This window comes from Methyloprofundus sedimenti, from assembly GCF_002072955.1.
In the GTDB taxonomy this organism is placed as follows: Bacteria; Pseudomonadota; Gammaproteobacteria; order Methylococcales; family Methylomonadaceae; genus Methyloprofundus; species Methyloprofundus sedimenti.
Genome location: NZ_LPUF01000001.1, coordinates 382,738 through 398,388 on the forward strand (window position 1 = coordinate 382,738; position 15,651 = coordinate 398,388).

Consider the following 15,651-nt stretch of genomic DNA (forward strand, 5'->3'; position numbering starts at 1 on the left):
ACCAGAATGCAAAGTATTAACATAGAGAAATTCCATGTTTTCCCTGGATAATATTCCTCCTCAGTTACACGATACTGCGAATATGCATATCGAGCACTTCAATGACTCACTAGCACGATTAGAGCTAGACTTTCCTGAAAACCTGCAAGTCATCAGTACGCTTCCAAAAGTGTTTTGTTGCAGTGAATTTGTTGCCCAGACTTGTAAACGTCAGCCTCAATTCATGCTGGATTTAATTAACAGCGGTGATTTGTTTTCTGCAGATGTACGAGGCAGCTATAAAAGTCAACTCAGCATATACACTTTTCAAAATGAAGCTGAACTGATGAAAATTCTGCGTCAGTTCCGTAATCAACAAATGCTACGGATTGCCTGGCGTGATTTAGCTGGCTGGTCTGAACTCGATGAAACTCTGAGTGATTTAACGACACTGGCTGAAAGCTGCATTCAATTTACTCTAGACTATTTATATCAGCAAGCTTGTAATAGACGTGGTATTCCGGTTTTATTTGATGGTACAGAACAAGGTTTAGTCATTTTAGGGATGGGTAAATTAGGTGCCTGGGAACTTAATTATTCTTCGGATATTGATTTAATTTTTGCCTATCAACAAGATGGTGTTTTAACAGACAGAAAAGAGACCAGTTACGGCGAGTTTTTTAGTCGTATTTGTCGGCAGTTGGTTAAAATTCTGGATGAAATCACGGCGGATGGTTTTGTTTTTAGAACCGATATACGTCTGCGTCCCTTTGGTGATAGTGGCCCTGTCATTATGACCTTTGATGGTCTGGAAAACTATTATCAGACTCAGGCTCGCGAATGGGAGCGCTACGCCATGGTTAAGGTTCGTGCGGTTGCAGGTGACACGCGGGGTGGTGAGAAGTTTATGGAGCTGATTAAGCCTTTTGTCTATCGCCGTTATCTGGATTACGGCGCGTTTGAAGAATTACGTTCTTTAAAACAACAAATTACGCAGGAACTACAACGCAAAGATCGTATGGATAACGTAAAACTCGGCCCCGGGGGTATACGAGAAATTGAGTTTATCGGGCAGGCGTTTCAATTAATACGCGGTGGGCAGGATGTCGCATTGCAAGAAAGGCGTATTCAGCATATTCTGGTCTTGTTAGGCGAAAAAGAATTAATTTCTGCTGAAGACAGCCAGCAATTACTCAGTTCCTATCGTTTTCTGCGCCGAGTGGAAAATCATATTCAGGAATTTCAGGACCGGCAGGCCCACGATTTGCCAAAATCAGAGCGCGATCAGACCATATTGGCTTTTTCTCTAGGTTATGAGGGTTGGGATAGCTTTAAGGCTGCCCTGGACCAAGTGCGCATGCAAGTACACAATGTGTTTAAGGAAGTCTTTTCCATGCCAGATTCTGCTGCACAGAGTCCCTCTACCAGCACAGAAATATGGATGGGTTTAGACCATGAAGATAGTTCGCTGAATCGATTAGCGAAGCTAGGCTATCGTAAGCCGGAACAAATCTACAGTTTACTCAATCAATTTAAAAACACCTCTGCGATTAAGCGCTTAACCAGTAAAGGTGCTAGCAATCTGGATAAATTAGTACCGAAAATGATTGATATGCTCGCCAAAGAAAAAAATGCCTATGTTACTTTGCAGCGATTATCAGCATTATTTGAAAACCTGGCGGGACGCAATGTTTATTTGGCTTTATTAGTTGAGAATGAAAAAGCCTTGCAGCAGTTGATCACTCTGGCCTCAGCTAGTCCCTGGATTAGTAAGTATTTATCTACCTATCCGGCATTGTTTGATGAGTTACTGGATACACGTTCACTCTATGAGCCTTTGGATAAAGTAGCCTTGCAGCAGCAATTAGCGCAACTAATTGAAAATATAGAACTTGCTGATACCGAGCAGATGATGATAGCTTTACGCAAATTCAAGCATATCAATGTGCTACGTGTCGCGGCGGCTGATATTATGGGGGCCGTACCACTCATGGTCGTCAGTGATTATTTAAGCTATATCGCTGAAGTTATTTTAGAGCAGGCAGTAAAAATTGCCTGGCATATTCTGGCTGAAAAACATGGCATACCACCAGATACCAGTGATGAGAAAATGCGCTTCGGGATCTTGGGTTTTGGAAAATTAGGTGGCATAGAATTAAGTTATAGTTCTGATCTGGATTTAATTTTTATTTATGATTACCCTGATAGCTATGCTTTAACCGATGGAGGCAAAAAGATCACTAGTGCGCAGTTCTATGCAACACTAGGGCAACGTATTCGTAGTCTGCTTAATACGCAAATGTTATCGGGAATGGCGTATGAGATAGATATGCGGTTACGCCCAAACGGTGATTCTGGTTTATTAGTCTCTGATTTAAATAGCTATGAAAACTATTTGAAAGATCAGGCATGGACCTGGGAGCATCAAGCGCTCGTCCGCGGAAGGTTTATTACTGGTGACAAAGAAACGCAGACTAAATACGAAGCAATTCGCCATAGAATTTTATGTTTAACAAGAAATGAGGCAGAATTAAAGCAGAAAGTTTGCGAAATGCGCGAAAAAATGCGTGAAACACTGGATAAAAGTGATAAACAAAGCTTTAGTTTAAAACAAGGTATAGGCGGTATTACCGATATAGAATTTATCGTACAGTTTTGCGTGTTGGCCTGGGCGGAAAAAAGTCCCAGCCTAACAACATATACCGATAATATGCGTTTATTAGATACACTCGCTGAACAGAAATTGTTGAGCCAGGAATATGTCAGTGCTTTAAAGCAAGCCTATTGCATTTTTCGTGATCGCGGACATAAAGAAGCCCTGCAAGAAAATAAAGCCTTCGCCGCACAAGACGAGTTGGTTGAAATACGTCAGCAGGTTGCCGATATTTGGCAAGTACTGATGACCTAGATATTTTCATCTAAGATTATCCCTGATAAAACATTAGTAGAACCAGCCGAGAAAATGGATAGTAAGCTATAAACCTATAGCACTTGCTACATTTACAGAATAAAGTCTCTACTCCCCAGCATTTTTAAAGACTGCTATTGAATGATTGAAACAATCTATATAGAAGAAAATATCCTGCAACATCCACGCGTGTTAGATATCTGTGCGCGCTTTCCTAAAGCCAGAAAAATTACCTGTGGACGATATGGTGAAGTGTTTAACCCTAAAGCACAGAATTTTCGTATACAAAAGCAACAACCTGCCTTAATTCTTGCTGAAAAGTACCGTGGATTTATGCTCAAAGCACCTCCGAATTATGGAATCGGAGCTAAGCATAATTACTATTTTTCCCATATGTTGAATTGCCTGTATGACTGTAGATACTGTTTTCTGCAAGGTATGTACCAGTCAGCGAATTATGTCTTATTTGTAAATTACGAAGATTATTTTACCGATATACAACGACTTAGTGCAGTAACACCTGATCAGGCAGTCCACTTTTTTTCGGGTTATGATTGTGACAGCCTGGCTTTAGAACCGGTCACTGATTTTGTCCAGGAATTTTTGCCTGTTATACGCGCTATTCCAAATGCCTGGATGGAACTGCGCACAAAGAGTACGCAAGTGCGTCATCTTCTGGATACTCCTGCATTTGAACGCTGCATTGTTGCTTTTAGTTTTACTCCGGATGAAATTGCCAGTGCATTAGAACATAAAGCTCCTGCTATTTCCAAACGCCTGGACGCGCTGAATAAATTACAAAATCATGGCTGGCCAATTGGCCTCCGGTTTGACCCGATTATTTATGAAGACGAATACCAGCTGCATTACCAAAACTTATTTAAAACAGTCTTTGCTAAAATTAATCCCGATACATTACATTCCGTTAGCTTAGGCGTTTTTCGGCTGCCCGATAAATATTTTAAAAAAATACATAAACTGTATCCAGAGGAAAAACTCTTTGTCAGCCCACTGGAGTCAAAGCAAGGAATGATGTCTTATAAAACAGCACTGGAAGATGAAATGATGACTTTTTGTACGCATGAACTGTTGGCTTATATACCCGAAGAGAAATTTTTTCCGTGCAGCATGTAAAGCGTACTGTTTTAGTCACAGGTGCTAGCTCAGGAATAGGGCGAGCCTGTGCAGTTAGCCTCTTAAATCAAGGGCATGAGGTGATTGGCATATCCCGAAACTGTCAGCAATTTACGCATGCTCATGCGCTATTTAATAGTGTAGAAATTGATTTAAGTGATTTAACGTCTTTACCCAATAACCTGAAGCAACTGCTTAAACAGTATCCTGCTATCGATGGCATTGTTTTCAGTGCCGGTAAAGGACAGTTTAGCAGTCTGGAAGAATTTTCCTTTATCCAGATACAGGAAATCATGAATTTAAACTTTATTAGTCAAAGCTTTCTTGCCAAAGGTTTTTTGCCGGCTTTAAAAAGAAAACCCTTGGCCGATTTGATTTTTATCGGCTCGGAAGCCGCATTGGCAGGGAGTCGCAAAGGCTCTATTTACTGTGCTAGCAAATTTGCCTTGCGTGGATTTAGTCAGGCACTCAGGGATGAATGTGCAAAAAGTTGTGTGCGCGTATCTTTGATCAACCCGGGCATGGTTAAAACAGACTTTTTTAAGTCTTTGAATTTTGAACCAGGAATGCATCAAAGTCAGCACCTTTATGCAGAAGATGTTGCTATCGCAGTTAATTATATTATCAATGCTCGGGCAGGAATTATTATTGATGAAATAAACCTTAGTCCGGCAAAAAATGTAATTCAATTCAAAAATAATGCTTGATTTTTTTAAAAATACACCCTGCGACAATTTGTCACATTTTCATTTGCAATTAACTTAGATATGATATATGCAACTCTTAAATGCACTCCCAAACGAGATTAGAGTTTACCCTCCTCTTCAAATGCGACTTAACTCAGTTAAGACGCATTTTTTTTTGCCGGAAATTCTATTCTTAAGGTATGTAATTTTAGAGATAGCTATAATTCCCTCGGCTTATCAAACATAACTCTTGTCTTTAAACTCACATAAATCCTCAATCACACAGCTTGCACACCGGGGCTTTCGAGCAATACAGGTATAACGCCCATGTAGAATTAACAAATGATGGGCATCCAGTTTGTATTGTTTCGGGACGTATTTATCCAGTTTAGCTTCAACCTCTAAAACATTTTTCCCCTTTGCAATACCTGTACGATTAGATACCCGAAAAATATGCGTATCCACGGCCATAACCGGCTGACCAAAAGCCGTATTTAAAATAACATTGGCAGTCTTGCGCCCCACGCCCGCGAGTGATTCCAGTTCCTCGCGTGTTTTTGGCACTTCTCCCTGATAATCATCAAGCAGTTTACGGCATAGTTTAATGATATTAGCGCCCTTACTATTATATAAACCGATGGTTTTTATATACTCCTTTAAGCCCTCTTCACCCAGATCAAAAATAGCTTGAGGTGTGTTGGCAATGGGAAATAATTTTGCAGTCGCTTTGTTTACGCCTTTATCAGTCGCTTGTGCAGATAAAACTACGGCAATTAGTAATTCAAAAGTGCTGTTATAGTTCAGTTCGGTAACAGGCTCTGGAATGGCATCGGCAAGTCGAGAAAAGATCTCCAGACGTTTTTCTTTGTTCATCGGTGGTTGTGTTTACAGTTCGGTTTTGAGAGTGAAACAAAAATAGTGCAGGATAAATTTATTGCAATTCTAAAATTTCTTTAAAAATATATTTGCTATCAAGGTAGTTTAGGTTAGTTAAAACTTTAGCAAATATAATCAGATTAAAAATCTTCAAACAAACAAAATGCTTCCTGTCCTTTTACCAGTGAATACTCACATGCTGGTGAATTTTTTCATAAAGCAGATTAACAAGCTTTTCCTTTTAGGTTTGTTCGTGTTATTTGTGCCCTATATGCAGAGAGCTTGTTTACTGTACAAGCAACACGAACCTACAATGATTACCTTAAAATACTGGCTTTCCTAAAAGTACCAATCTCCAGTACACAGATACTTAAAAACCGCCAAATACTTGCTCGCCAATTTCCTTGCGTAAGTAATCCAGTACCACTTGTCCTGAGGTCGATGATAACTCTGTTAAATCCAGTGGTTTGCCGGGAATTAAAATGTTCCTTTTGTTTAATAAGCTTTTTAGCTGTAATTTTTCATTGCTACTAAAGTGTCGTTGGTCGACAATTTCAGCAAAGTGATTTGCTTCGTCAAATTTATCCAATACTGCTAATTGACTTAATTGCTGAACATATTCTTCGATAATCGGTAATGCCCCCTTTACCCAGAGACTAACTTGCCCCGCGTTGATTAACTCACTGGAATTGTTTTTATTGTCGGAAATGATTTTTATACACTGGATTAATTCACTAGAACTAAAGCGAATAGCCGTTTCATAAAATGCAGAGGATTCCATTTCATACAGCGATGCGGAGGGGTAATCTAGCTGTGCTTTAGCAACAGTTGTAATAGTGTATGTTGAACATGGGGGGGAGGCAACTAATTGCGGATAATAACAGCGCCCGCTGTCCTGATCGACAATTTTATCTGCACAAAAAATGCGCGCTAATGCATAGTGACTATGCCCGGCTATGCCAATATTAAATAGTACAGGCAACGTAGGGCTAGGAAATAAAGCCAGGCTATACGCTACACCCGCGGCCATCGCTGATTTCCCTATGCCAGTCACCGTTAGCGTGATATGGGCATTTCGATAAATCGTAAAGGCATTGATGGATACCTCTTTTTTTAATTTAAAATGTTCGATTAACGGCTTTGCTTCACAGGGCAAGGCAACAAATAAATAGCAAAAAGATTCAGACATAATGTGGCAGTTCGATTAGATAAAACCATGCTTGGTAATGGCGACAGATAAAATATACCCAAAACAGGCCAGGGCAGCTACAAAAGCACCCCAGCGTATAATGCCGGTACCCCGCATCGCTATTACACCAAAACCAATATACACCAGCAACATAATAAATTTGGTGACAATCCAGCCGAATTCACCGGCCAGCCAGTTACCTTGAAAGATTAAAGCGACACCACTAAGCAATAAAACGGTATCAATTACATGTGGAGCAATTTTTGCTATTTTGGGTTGCAGCCAGTCGGGTTTAAACTGTGCCAGCATGATACGTGCGATAAAGCCGCTAACAGACAGCAAGATAAATAGCATGTGTATAGATTTAAGCATGGTTTTTCCTTAGAAAAAAGTGAGGCCAGATACAATTAGCTGAATAATTGTATCTGGTAAAAAGCAACGGGTGATTGGCTAACAAATAAAAGCAACACTCAAGAATGAACTAAAATATTTGTAGCTGTTTATTTACGTCAGTTTAAGCTGCAAGCTGGTTTATTTGAATTTCCTAGATAACCAGTCAAAAGCATTTTTTGTCATGGCAACGAGTTTAGGAAAAAATTCTACTCTTATAATTCTTCCTATAAAAGCCAGACTATTAAGACAAAACTCAGCGATGACTTTTATTGACCGCTGACAAGGCGAGCCAGGCTCACAAAACCAGGGGTTGTTGATAAACCACATTTCCTTCAGTGAGACTACCCACATAAAAGCAAATGAAGCCCCCATGCCGGCACCGGCAACGATAATTAATGAAGCAAACATCGGGGATAGCTTGGTTAGCCACCAGGATAAAATATCAATAATCAGAAACGCATAAGGCATGCCAATAGCGATGCTTTTATACTTGCTCGAAGCCGTTGTTGAGAAACTAAAAATCAGCCCGACAAACATAAAAATAAAGCTGATACCAAATAAATGAATATGTGAAACCCGGGTTAATGAAGAGAATGTTGCACCTTCATCCTGTTTTGCGAGTTCTTTGATATTTTCAAATTTAGTAAAATCTGGAATGCCTGATGCGCCTTCGTTATGGCACATTTGACATTTAGCTTCGATAATTTTTTGAGGTTTTAGATTAGTAAATTCTTTTTCTTCTGCACCATCTCGAATCCATTGCATAAGAGTAAAATTTTCCTGCTCTGTGGCCTTATCTTTCATGGAGCCATTAAGCTTTTTTTCTAAAACAGTTCCTGAGCGGTTACCATAATAGCTGTAGACAATATCATCAATTGATAAACCAAATTTCCCATCGGCCATGCCATGAGTAAAGAGGATTTGAATTAAGGCAAAAAGATAGCCAATTGCAACGGTGGTCAAGTAGCCCGTAAATAAAATTTTTACCGGCGTGTCCAGTTCACTTAATGTGATTTTTAAGTCTTTATTCATAGTATGGGGGAGGTAAAATATTAGGAAAAAGATATTTTATATGATATATGGGTTTTCGGGAAACCTCATTGCCGTAGGATGGTTTATTTTTTTACAATGTCGAACAATACGATAAGCGATATCGCGATAATGACAGTATAATGTCGCGCAATAACAAGTAATATTTTTATACGTATATTTAAGGTGATAACAAAAATGACAACAATGGACGATAGAGACGGCAAAATCTGGCTAGATGGCAAATGGGTAGAATGGCGCGATGCAAAAGTACATGTGCTGACTCATACACTGCATTATGGAGCAGGCGTATTTGAAGGCTTAAGAGCCTATCATACTGATCAAGGTCCTGCTATTTTCAAATTGGCCGAACATACCGATCGTTTATACCGTTCAGCTCATATCCTGAATATGAAAATTCCTTTTTCTAAGGAGGAGATCAATCAGGCGCACATTGGCGCGATTAGTAAAAACAATCTGGATAGCGCTTATATTCGTTCCATGTGTTTTTATGGCTCTGAAGGTATGGGCTTACGTGCTGATAATCTTAAAGTACATGTTATGGTTGCGGCATGGGAATGGGGCGCTTATCTAGGCGCTGAAAGTATGGAGAAAGGTATTCGTATCCGAACTTCTTCCTATACACGTAATCATGTTAATAGCACCATGTGCAAAGCCAAGGCGAATGGGAATTACATTAACTCCATTCTAGCCCTGCAAGAAGCTTTAAGTAGCGGGTATGATGAGGCATTATTGCTGGATCATGAAGGTTTTGTTGCCGAAGGCAGTGGAGAGAACTTATTTATAGTGCGTAACGGTATTCTCTATACACCAGAAACCACCTCTGCATTAGAAGGAATCACGCGCGAGACAATCTTAACCATTGCCAAAGAGCAGGGTCTGGAAGTTAAAGAAAAGCGTATTACCCGTGATGAAGTCTATGTGGCGGATGAAGCCTTTTTTACTGGATCAGCCGCAGAAGTGACGCCAATCCGGGAATACGATAACAGACAAATCGGCTCAGGCGCTCGAGGACCCATTACTGAAAAAATTCAGAGTTTATATTTTGACTATGTACATGGTCGTAGAGGTGACCATTCTGAATGGTTGGCAAGAGTAAAGTAAACAGAAGGAATAAAAAAATTTTGTGCCTACAATTAGCGATAGGCACTTGATAGCGGTAATGGCCTGAATTTTGTGGAAAATATGCTGAATCTATTGAATGATAAGCGGTTCTGGCAGTCCATGAATAAAGTATTTAGCTGTAAATAGGCGATAGGACATAAATTCTGGATAGTTAAAACTGTGCAACATTCAGAAATATTGGAAAGATCGATCCCCCCCAATTTGTAGAAAATTAAACAATTACTCAGTTCTTATTTTTTATTCATTTATCTTACTTTCTATACTACTAATCATCCCTGCAATAATAGCGACCATGATTGCGAAAAATAAAATCATTACATGATGACCAAAAGAATAATTCGTTAGCCCAAAAATAAAATAAGCGCCTACTGTCAATAGGCCCAAGAAGCTTAAGTATGTCGTATTGTCGGTATGTTTTGTCATAAGCGAGCTATAAAAAAAATAACTACTGCCCCCATATAATGCCAAATAAGCTAACAAGCCAAATATTCCAGTGGTAACGAGGATCTGCAGGGATTCATTGTGTACATGACCATATAATTCTATGTTCTTAACTTCTCCAGCATCTATCTTGTCTTTTAAGGCTTGTTCGAATTGCCCTGAGCCTACACCCAATAAAGGATGTTCTATAATCATTATGCGTGCGGCTTTCCAAAGTTCCAGGCGTGTGCCTGTAGATGATTTAGTTGTATTAGATGTGTCGTTGGAAAAATAGGCTTCAGTATTGTTATAAGCTAGATCGATACGTGTATTAACATAACTATTTGAATAATAAATAAGCAGCATACCCAATATTATACATAGAGCGCTGAATATTTTAAGATTTTGTTTGCCTGGAAAATACAATATAAATAAACTCAGAAAAAAAGGTATGGCTATCCATCCTCCCCTTGCCCCTGAGATAATGGACCCTGTTATTCCAAGTATAAAAGCAAGTACTGAAACAGCAATAAAGGTATATTTATAAGGTACTTGCTTAACTAAAATTAAGCCCGCCAGGCTCATCATTCCTAATAATAGACTAATATTACCAAAATTTATTTTGATCATATGTCCAAGGCTAATATAGTCTGCTAGAGCATGATTAATCACATAATAATATTGATATAACGCAAAAATGCCTGCACCTAGACTGCCCATTAAAATACCTACTGTTAAGGGCATTATGCTGGTTTGAGTTTTTCTTAATGCTAAATAAATGGGTATCACCAAAACAAACCTTAAATAATAGTCTAGATACCTTAAATTAAGATCTCTTAAAAAAACATCTAACGCGATTACTATGGGTAAGACGAGCAAAGAAAAAATCAATATTTTTTCTTTTGTATTTAATTCAATTTTAATTTGAAAACGATATATTAGAACAGCTATGGATAATATTAAAATAACTATTGCAGATATATTTACTCCATGGCGGACCGTTAATACCAAAGCGGGCATTGTGAATAATGAGAGCGATAGAGATTGTGTAAAAAATTTATCCATAAGTCCTGTAATCAGTATTTTTGCTGTCATTTTTAGTTCATGCTAAGCTAGATATTTATCTTGGAACTTTTTTATACCTGAATGCATGATTTCAATTTGAGTTCAGCTTATATTATCGCTTAATTTTCTGTATGACCAAAACAACATCTAGTTTTAACATTTATAAACGCTTATTGAAGTATGTAATTCCTTATATTAGATTTTTTATCATCAGTGTTTTCGGGTTTATCATTGTCGCTGTTGCCCAGCCTTTGTTTGCCGAGTTGGTCAAATTTATTATTGAAACCATTGAACATGGTAGTGAGGCAGATAACAAATATCTGCCGGTTTCAATTATTGCGTTGGTTGTGTTTAGAAGCATAGGCACCTTTTTTGGCAATTATTTTCTAGCTAAAGTTTCGGTCAATGTTGTGCATAAACTACGGCAAGAAATTTTTAATCACTATACCAATCTTTCTACTGAATATTTTGACGCGCAAAATAGCGGTCATTTAATTTCTTTGATTACTTATAATGTCGCCCAAGTCACTAATGCAACAACTGATTCAGTAAAAACATTTGTCAGAGAAGGGCTAACGGCTGTAGGCTTAATTGCTTATCTGTTATGGCTTAACTGGCAATTAACGCTGATATTTTTTGTTATCGCTCCCTTTATTGCCATTATTGTCACTGTTGTTAGTAAAAAGCTCAGATCTCTTAGTAAAAATGTACAAGATTCTATGGGAGATATGACCCATATCACCTCTGAGCTAGTAGTAGGCAACCGTGTGGTGAAATGTTTTGGCGGCTCTGCTTATGAAATCAAGCGTTTTAAAGAAAGTAGCTTATTTAACAAACAGCAGTCGCAAAAAGTAGCTTTGGTTTCTGCCATTCAAAATCCGGTGATGCAGATATTGATTTCATTTGCTCTATCCGGCTTACTTTATTTAGCGCTCACTATGATGAGTGCAGCAAGTACAGGTGATTTTGTTGCTTATTTATTAGCCGCATTTATGCTGCCTAAACCTATTCAATTATTAGTTCAATCAAATAATGAGATTCAAAAAGGTATTGCAGCTGCCACTGATATTTTTAAAGCTTTGGATGTAGCTCCGGAACTTGATCAGGGTACTGTAAATAAAGCAGACGGGAAAGGCATTTTACAATTTGAAAATGTTTCATTCAGCTATGCCAATTCGGACAAGCTTGCACTTAAGAATATTAATTTAAATATTAAATCGGGACAAACCATCGCAATTGTGGGTGCCTCTGGAAGTGGAAAAACCACTTTAACTAATTTAATTCCGCGTTTTTATGACTACTCTACCGGACGCATTTTATTAGATGGTGTTGAAATCAATCAATATACTTTAAGCTGCCTGAGAGAGCAGATTGCCTTGGTTACACAAAATATCACCTTATTTAATGATACCGTATTCAACAATATTGCTTATGGTATTTTAAGTGACATTGATGAAGCCGACGTTTTAAAAGCAGCGAATGACGCCTATGCAACTGAGTTTATAGAATCACTCGCGAATGGCATGCAAACTGAAATTGGTGAGCAGGGTATCCAGTTATCTGGCGGTCAAAGACAACGTTTAGCCATTGCCCGCGCTTTGCTAAAGAATGCGCCTTTATTAATTCTGGATGAAGCGACTTCTGCCTTAGATACCCAATCAGAACGCTATATTCAAAAAGCACTGGAACATGTCATGGCGCACCGGACAACTATCGTCATCGCACACCGTTTATCTACTGTTGAAAAAGCCGATGTTATTTTGGTGATGGACGCTGGTGAGATCGTAGAGCGCGGTACCCATATCGATTTATTGGCGCAAAATGGCGTTTATACCAGGTTATATGCACTGCAATTTAGTGACAATCACTCCAATGAGTAATAAGCCAAGTAATAATCGATAGTGAAAAAAGCAACTGCGCCATGAGCGCAGTATAAACCGCTCCAGAAACTGGCTTAATGACACAGAAATTTATTCTTGTTCCCTTAGCAGCAAAATATAATAAAAGGCCTAGCAGCTAATAAAAGCTTTAGGCCTCAAAATTTTTAATATATTGCCTGTCTACTCTGCTGACGTTCCTGTTCCTTGCGCATCTTCAGCACTTTTTATAAACTTCGTTTTAAGCTTCTTAAAGGCAGACCATAGGGTAGTATCCATGACTACTTGATTACCTATGGAAACAATGACCCGGGTAAGTTCAGGAATCTTGGTTTTTGTTGATATCATATAAATGGGTTGTACATACAAGATAGAGTGATCCCCCATCGGTATTATTACCATTCGTCCTTTAGCCACAGTCGAGCCATGCTGATCCCATAAAGTAAATTGCTCAGATATGTCCGGGTCCTGATCAATTAATGCTTCAACCTGCGCAGGGCCATTGACCTGTATATCTTTACCAAATTTATAGATTTGTAAATAGGGCTTATAGCTATTTTTACCGCAGCCTTCTATATCTAAGGTGCCTGCAAGCCCTACCATGCTGAGGTTGCTGCGATTAATGGGCGTCATAGGATTAATCATTACCAGCTCTTCTCTATCATTACAATGAGCAAAGTCCAAGGTTTGATAATAGGGCATGACATAATTTTTATTTACTTGGGCAAATTGCCAGGTTTCAGCTTGTTCATAAAACAATCCAGGTTGCCTTTGATGGTATTTGGCATATATCATCATTTGCATATAATAGAGCTCACGAGGGTAACGTAAATGCTCCTGTAACTCTACTGGCAAACTTTCCAGGCTGTTAAAAACCCCGGGGTAAGCTATGCGATAAGCATTAATAATCGGGTCTTGAGCATCCGATATATAATACTTAACAGCACCATCATAGGCATCAACCACGATCTTTACCGAGTTACGAATATAGTTAAAGTTCTCTGTACCGGATAAAAAATCATCTCTGGCAAATTTAGACACAGGATATTTATCCGACAAGGTATACGCATCCTGAATCCAGTAAAACCGCTCTTTAGTAACTACTAAATAAGGGTCTTTATCCAGATGTAAAAAGGGTGTGATGGCATTAATTCTATCGACTATATTGCGTCTTAATAAAATTTTGCTCTGTTTAGAAATATTGGTTGAGAAAAAAATCTTCTCATCTTTCTGATAGAATGCAAATAAAAGTTTTCTAAACATTGAAGGGATCGGGACACCTCCTCTACCCTTATACGCGCCGGTTATATCTTTATCGCTGCCCGTTATTCCGAGCACATCCAAATCATTTGGCACAATGGCATAGGTGTAATCCTCCTGGCCATAATATATATCCGGCACTTTAACAGAAAAGCCAACATTTGATTGCATGTTCAAATCGCGCAAGTACCATATGATGGGATTTCCCGCATCCTGTGCAGCGGGAGTTATGACTGCCCCATAGCCATGCGTATAGCGCAAGTGTTCATTCTCCCAGTTCTTCGCAGCAGCAGGTATTTTATCAATATTCAATTCACGTGCTGACAAATTCACTTGCTGCAGGTGTTCATTTAAGTAATAACGGTCTTCATCGACACTGTGAAAATGATAATAGGGTCGTATACCTTGTAACTGTTGATAGCCGTCGATTAAAAATTCTCTATCCCATACCGGAATATTTTCAAAATGCTTTAAAGTTCCCCATTTTTCTATATCCTCACTAGCATCTAGATTAACTTTATAATCAACAATTTTGATATTATTTAAATCATATGCAGCCAAAGTAGCCTTAATATTATTTTCCATAAACTGGCCTTCCGTTAATACCGGATTAGGGCGAACAATAAAGGTATCAATCAGGCTGGGAATAAAGGAAATATTTTGTAAGCCTAGTGCTAATAAAAATCCACCTAGAGCAATAAAAATGGGGATCATAGTGCGATGTTGGCGGGAAAAAACATAAATAACAGCTGATATAAACATCGCTAGCACTGAAACAATGCTCAGCCAGATCAGCGGTAATTCATAGCGTATCTCGACAAAACCGGGCCCGAAAAATACGGGTTCATGTGAATTAATATACAGTAATGAAAAGCGATCCAGAAACAGTCCCCAAATCAAAAATGACACGGTAAAAGCAAATAATATTGCCAAGTGGATCTTGGCGCCTAGTGGATACTCTTTATTTTGATTGGGTACAAAAACATGTTCTAACCAATAAAGCGCAGTTACCAGAAAAAACAAGATAATCGATGAGTATAAGAGCTCTTGCTGAATAAGCATATACAGCGGGTAGGAAAACAGATAAAAACTCACATCCTGTCCATAAACGGGATCTACTATGCCCGATGAACTGCCAAAGAAATATAATAAAGCGGTTTCCCATTGACTGTAAAAAGGACTAGCTATCGCAATCGCGAGTATTAAAGATAATGGTGTATAGATCTTAATTGATCCATGCATAAAGATATCAGCAAAACTTTGAAAGCGTTGACGTTTATCGGCGCTGACCAGGATCTCATCAGGAGGACTTAAACCTAAATATCGTGAGGCAATCCAGAAATGAAAAAAGAATATGCCGAAAAATATTATGGTTACACCCCCCGAAAAAATAAATCGGTATAGCAGTCTTAACCAGAAATAGCCTTCAAAATTAAGCGAGCGGAACCACCATAAGTCGACAAAGAAATCGACAAAGACAAAATAAAACAGAATATAGACAATGACAGCAAGCAACGTCAGCGCTAATAAAGCGGGTACCAATTTCCAGTTCCGCATGGAAGCCTCTTTTTATGTGAATTAAGCAATAATTTATATTATTATAGCAAAGCCTAGTCCAGGACACTCCGAGAATAGACATCGTTGTCAGGGAAAAGTGTACGTTATCTAAGGTGAGTTTCAGGGGGCTTT

At 38.7% G+C, this 15,651-nt stretch carries 11 protein-coding genes; 5 read left to right on the top strand and 6 right to left on the bottom strand.

What is annotated here, in order from left to right:
- Nucleotides 1-34 precede the first annotated feature (34 nt).
- The 3 genes from glnE to AU255_RS01595 all read left to right on the top strand — a co-directional run bounded on the left by glnE (nucleotide 35) and on the right by AU255_RS01595 (nucleotide 4,728).
- The gene (gene glnE, locus AU255_RS01585) at nucleotides 35-2,887 is read left to right on the top strand and encodes a bifunctional [glutamate--ammonia ligase]-adenylyl-L-tyrosine phosphorylase/[glutamate--ammonia-ligase] adenylyltransferase (protein WP_080521243.1); all 2,853 of its coding nucleotides are present in this window, start codon (nucleotides 35-37) and stop codon (nucleotides 2,885-2,887) included.
- A gap of 141 nt (nucleotides 2,888-3,028) precedes the next feature.
- On the top strand, nucleotides 3,029-4,021 hold the full coding sequence (locus tag AU255_RS01590; protein WP_080521244.1) for an SPL family radical SAM protein: 993 nt from the start codon (nucleotides 3,029-3,031) through the stop codon (nucleotides 4,019-4,021).
- A complete protein-coding gene (locus tag AU255_RS01595) occupies nucleotides 4,009-4,728 on the top strand; it encodes an SDR family oxidoreductase (RefSeq protein ID WP_080521245.1) in 720 nt (239 codons plus the stop codon). Before AU255_RS01590 ends, AU255_RS01595 begins: the two co-directional genes overlap by 13 nt.
- 216 nt (nucleotides 4,729-4,944) lie before the next feature.
- On the opposite strand, the gene nth is transcribed toward AU255_RS01595, so the two are convergent.
- The 4 genes from nth to AU255_RS01615 all read right to left on the bottom strand — a co-directional run bounded on the left by nth (nucleotide 4,945) and on the right by AU255_RS01615 (nucleotide 8,197).
- Nucleotides 4,945-5,580, bottom strand: coding sequence for an endonuclease III (gene nth / locus AU255_RS01600; RefSeq protein ID WP_080521246.1), 636 nt, complete (start codon nucleotides 5,578-5,580; stop codon nucleotides 4,945-4,947).
- A gap of 373 nt (nucleotides 5,581-5,953) precedes the next feature.
- Nucleotides 5,954-6,772: a 5'-methylthioadenosine/S-adenosylhomocysteine nucleosidase family protein gene (locus AU255_RS01605; protein WP_080521247.1), complete on the bottom strand. Its 819-nt coding sequence runs from the start codon at nucleotides 6,770-6,772 to the stop codon at nucleotides 5,954-5,956.
- 15 nt (nucleotides 6,773-6,787) lie between these two features.
- Nucleotides 6,788-7,144 (bottom strand): SirB2 family protein, encoded by a 357-nt coding sequence (locus tag AU255_RS01610; RefSeq protein WP_080521248.1) that lies wholly within the window; start codon nucleotides 7,142-7,144, stop codon nucleotides 6,788-6,790.
- Between the two features lie 159 nt (nucleotides 7,145-7,303).
- Nucleotides 7,304-8,197 carry a hypothetical protein gene (locus tag AU255_RS01615; RefSeq protein WP_080521249.1) on the bottom strand — a complete coding sequence of 298 codons (894 nt, stop codon included), beginning with the start codon at nucleotides 8,195-8,197 and terminating at the stop codon, nucleotides 7,304-7,306.
- A gap of 195 nt (nucleotides 8,198-8,392) precedes the next feature.
- Between AU255_RS01615 and AU255_RS01620 the strand changes: the two genes are divergently transcribed.
- The gene (locus AU255_RS01620) at nucleotides 8,393-9,319 is read left to right on the top strand and encodes a branched-chain amino acid transaminase (RefSeq protein WP_080521250.1); all 927 of its coding nucleotides are present in this window, start codon (nucleotides 8,393-8,395) and stop codon (nucleotides 9,317-9,319) included.
- Between the two features lie 258 nt (nucleotides 9,320-9,577).
- Here AU255_RS01620 and AU255_RS01625 read toward each other — a convergent pair whose 3' ends face one another.
- Nucleotides 9,578-10,855, bottom strand: a complete 1,278-nt coding sequence (locus AU255_RS01625; protein ID WP_080521251.1) for an O-antigen ligase family protein — start codon at nucleotides 10,853-10,855, stop codon at nucleotides 9,578-9,580.
- A gap of 101 nt (nucleotides 10,856-10,956) precedes the next feature.
- Here AU255_RS01625 and msbA point away from each other — a divergent pair, with 101 nt between their 5' ends.
- The gene (msbA, locus tag AU255_RS01630; RefSeq protein ID WP_080521252.1) at nucleotides 10,957-12,705 is read left to right on the top strand and encodes a lipid A export permease/ATP-binding protein MsbA; all 1,749 of its coding nucleotides are present in this window, start codon (nucleotides 10,957-10,959) and stop codon (nucleotides 12,703-12,705) included.
- A 180-nt stretch (nucleotides 12,706-12,885) separates the two neighbouring features.
- On the opposite strand, the gene AU255_RS01635 is transcribed toward msbA, so the two are convergent.
- Complete coding sequence (locus tag AU255_RS01635) at nucleotides 12,886-15,519, bottom strand: UPF0182 family protein (protein ID WP_080521253.1); 2,634 nt, start codon at nucleotides 15,517-15,519, stop codon at nucleotides 12,886-12,888.
- Between the last annotated feature and the right edge of the window lie 132 nt (nucleotides 15,520-15,651).

What these genes read in the sequence shown, in the direction of transcription:
- glnE (WP_080521243.1), top strand. Translation starts at nt 35, where the DNA reads ATGTTTTCCCTGGATAATATTCCTCCTCAGTTACACGATACTGCGAAT.
- AU255_RS01590 (WP_080521244.1), top strand. Translation starts at nt 3,029, where the DNA reads ATGATTGAAACAATCTATATAGAAGAAAATATCCTGCAACATCCACGC.
- nth (WP_080521246.1), bottom strand. Translation starts at nt 5,580, where the DNA reads ATGAACAAAGAAAAACGTCTGGAGATCTTTTCTCGACTTGCCGATGCC.
- AU255_RS01605 (WP_080521247.1), bottom strand. Translation starts at nt 6,772, where the DNA reads ATGTCTGAATCTTTTTGCTATTTATTTGTTGCCTTGCCCTGTGAAGCA.
- AU255_RS01610 (WP_080521248.1), bottom strand. Translation starts at nt 7,144, where the DNA reads ATGCTTAAATCTATACACATGCTATTTATCTTGCTGTCTGTTAGCGGC.
- AU255_RS01615 (WP_080521249.1), bottom strand. Translation starts at nt 8,197, where the DNA reads ATGAATAAAGACTTAAAAATCACATTAAGTGAACTGGACACGCCGGTA.
- AU255_RS01620 (WP_080521250.1), top strand. Translation starts at nt 8,393, where the DNA reads ATGACAACAATGGACGATAGAGACGGCAAAATCTGGCTAGATGGCAAA.
- AU255_RS01625 (WP_080521251.1), bottom strand. Translation starts at nt 10,855, where the DNA reads ATGACAGCAAAAATACTGATTACAGGACTTATGGATAAATTTTTTACA.
- msbA (WP_080521252.1), top strand. Translation starts at nt 10,957, where the DNA reads ATGACCAAAACAACATCTAGTTTTAACATTTATAAACGCTTATTGAAG.
- AU255_RS01635 (WP_080521253.1), bottom strand. Translation starts at nt 15,519, where the DNA reads ATGCGGAACTGGAAATTGGTACCCGCTTTATTAGCGCTGACGTTGCTT.